Source organism: Thermosipho atlanticus DSM 15807 (genome assembly GCF_900129985.1).
Taxonomy (GTDB): Bacteria; Thermotogota; Thermotogae; order Thermotogales; family Fervidobacteriaceae; genus Thermosipho_A; species Thermosipho_A atlanticus.
In genome coordinates, this window is record NZ_FQXN01000010.1 from 1 (window position 1) to 2,660 (window position 2,660).

Below are 2,660 nucleotides of genomic sequence, written 5' to 3' on the forward strand. Positions count from 1 at the left end.
TGGGTCATTGAAAAATGCATAGGGTAGGAAGATAGAGGTGAAGGTAGAAAGGGCACGCAGTGGATGCCTAGGCGGCAGGAGGCGAAGAAGGGCGTGGCAAGCTGCGATAAGCCCGGGGGAGCTGCAAGCGAGCGTTGATCCCGGGATTCCCGAATGGGGCAACCTGGGTAGCCGTTGAGGCTACTCGCCCGCAAGGGTGCGAACCGGGGGAAGTGAAACATCTCAGTACCCCGAGGAAAAGAAATCAAACGAGATTCCCTGAGTAGAGGCGATCGAAAGGGGAGGAGCCTAAACCGGCGTGTAATTTACACGTCGGGGTCGTGGGACAAGTCCGGGCGTAAGCCGGGGAGTTACAAATCCTTACTCTAGCCGAATGGTCTGGGAAGGCCAGCCATAGAGGGTGACAGCCCCGTAGGCGAAAGGGTAAGGACTCCCTGGGACTTGCTCCCGAGTACCGCGGGACACGAGGAATCCCGTGGGAATCTGGGGGGACCACCCTCCAAGGCTAAATACTCCCTGCCGACCGATAGCGCAACCAGTACCGTGAGGGAAAGGTGAAAAGCACCCCGGAAGGGGAGTGAAAGAGACCTGAAACTGCGTGCCTACAAGAAGTCGGAGCCTGCGCAAGCGGGTGACGGCGTGCCTTTTGATTAATGAGCCTGGGAGTTGTCGTATCTGGCGAGGTTAAGCCGATAGAGGCGTAGCCGAAGCGAAAGCGAGTCCGAATAGGGCGTGAGTCAGATGCGGCAGACCCGAAGCCGGGTGAGCTACCCATGGCCAGGGTGAAGGTAGGGTAAAACCTACTGGAGGCCCGAACCGATGGATAGTAAAACATCCTCGGATGAGCTGTGGGTAGGAGTGAAAAGCTAACCGAACCCGGTGATAGCTGGTTCTCCCCGAAATGCATTTAGGTGCAGCCTCGAGAGGTCTGTACTGGGGGTAGAGCACTGATAGGGCTAGGGGGGTTACCTCCAACCCCTGTCAAACTCCGAATCCCAGTACACAAATCTCGGGAGTGAGCCTGTGGGGGATAAGCTCCACAGACGAGAGGGAAACAACCCAGACCGTCGGCTAAGGGCCCGGAGAGATGGCTAAGTGTGGAAGGATGTTGTGCGTCTTAGACAACCGGGATGTTGGCTTAGAAGCAGCCATCATTTAAAGAGTGCGTAACAGCTCACCGGTCGAGACGCACAGCGCCGAAAATGTACCGGGGCTGAAGCCATCCCCCGAAGCCGCGGATCAGCCGTAAGGCTGGTGGTAGGGGAGCGTTCCGCTGTAGGGTGAAGGCGGACTCGCGAGAGCCGCTGGACGAGGCGGAAGTGAGAATCCAGGCATGAGTAAGCGAGAGGAGAGTGAGAATCTCTCCCCCCGAAAGCCTAAGGGTACCTGGGGAAGGGTCGTCCGCCCAGGGTTAGTCGGGACCTAAGGTGAACCCGAAAGGGGTAGCCGATGGGAAACCGGTTAATATTCCGGTACCACCTGTATACCTATAGGATGCGGGGTGACGCAGGAGGGTAGGCGCCGAGGTCAAGTGGCATGGCCTTCCAAGCGGTTAGGCGATGAGGGCAGTAGGTAAATCCGCTGCCTGAGCTGAGCCGTGAAGGGGAGGACCGAATGGTCCAACGGTGCTGACCCCACACTGCCAAGAAAAACCTCGCATACTGGTATGCAGGTGCCCGTTCCGCAAACCGACACAGGTAGGCGGGCTGAGAAAGCTAAGGGGAGCGGGTTAACCCTTGCCAAGGAACTCGGCAAATTGACCCCGTAACTTCGGGAGAAGGGGTACCGCGGTAGGTTGAACCCAGGGGAAAGGGCAACCTGGAAACTGGGGGAGGCCGAAGCGGTCGCAGTGACAAGGCCCTGGCGACTGTTTACCAAAAACACAGGTCTCTGCAAACTCGTAAGAGGATGTATAGGGACTGACGCCTGCCCAGTGCCGGAAGGTTAAGGGGAGGGGTGATGAGCCCCGAACCGAAGCCCCGGTAAACGGCGGCCGTAACTATAACGGTCCTAAGGTAGCGAAATTCCTTGTCGGGTAAGTTCCGACCTGCATGAATGGCGTAACGACTGGGGCACTGTCTCGGCAGGGGACCCGGCGAAATTTCAATCTGGGTGAAGATGCCCAGTACCCGCAGCTAGACGGAAAGACCCCGTGGAGCTTTACTGCAACCTGGTATTGGGCCTTGGTGCATCGTGTACAGGATAGGTGGGAGGCTGAGAACCCGGCTCGCCAGGGTCGGGGGAGCCGCCGGTGGGATACCACCCTCGGTGTACCGAGGTTCTAACCTGCGTCTGTGAAGAGCAGGCGAGGGACAGTGCCAGGCGGGTAGTTTGACTGGGGCGGTCGCCTCCTAAAGAGTAACGGAGGCGCGCAAAGCTCGGCTCAGGTGGGTTGGAAATCCACCGTTGAGTGCAAGGGCATAAGCCGGGCTGACTGCGAGACCGACGGGTCGAGCAGAGGGGAAACCCGGTCCTAGTGACCCGGCGACTCCGAGTGGAAGGGTCGTCGATCAACGGACAAAAGTTACCCCGGGGATAACAGGCTAGTCTTGCCCGAGAGTTCACATCGACGGCAAGGATCGGCACCTCGATGTCGGCTCATCCCATCCTGGGGCTGAAGCAGGTCCCAAGGGTTAGGCTGTTCGCCTATTAAAGGGGTA

Annotated in this window: 1 rRNA gene; it reads left to right on the forward strand. The window is 58.5% G+C overall.

What is annotated here, in order from left to right:
- Positions 1 to 36 precede the first annotated feature (36 nt).
- A 23S ribosomal RNA gene (locus BUB65_RS08250) occupies positions 37 to 2,660 on the forward strand; the annotation flags it as partial.